Source organism: Psychrobacter sp. FME6 (genome assembly GCF_014861365.1).
In the GTDB taxonomy this organism is placed as follows: Bacteria; Pseudomonadota; Gammaproteobacteria; order Pseudomonadales; family Moraxellaceae; genus Psychrobacter.
The window spans coordinates 1-302 of record NZ_RRYW01000268.1 but is presented as its reverse complement, the minus strand read 5'-3'; the positions used below and the strand labels follow the sequence as shown (position 1 = coordinate 302).

Here is a 302-nt window from a genome sequence, read left to right as displayed (position 1 = left end):
AAAACTCACCGACCAGTTCCATGCAAATAATCTCAGGATCACTCAGCTTTGGCGCGTAACCTGCCCCTCGCAAGGGTTTAGTGACGACTATTTTGTAATATTGCTCTACCATTAAATAGATATTGATGATAAATTCGGCTATGGGCATCTCATGACTCCGTTGTATTCTTGGTCGAAAACAATAGATTAGTGAGATGCTCTTCTTTTTTCAATCACTTTCGATGTTGAGAGTGGGGTTAGTAGTAATCCCCCTATGGCAGGATAGTTGTCACCCCTAAAGAATAATCCAAATGGGGGTAATG

The 302-nt window shown here is 41.4% G+C and carries 1 pseudogene; it reads right to left on the bottom strand.

Annotation, left to right across the window (positions count from 1 at the left end):
* Positions 1 to 148 (bottom strand): annotated as a pseudogene (locus tag EI162_RS14580) (IS982 family transposase); the annotation flags it as partial.
* Positions 149 to 302: the final 154 nt, after the last annotated feature.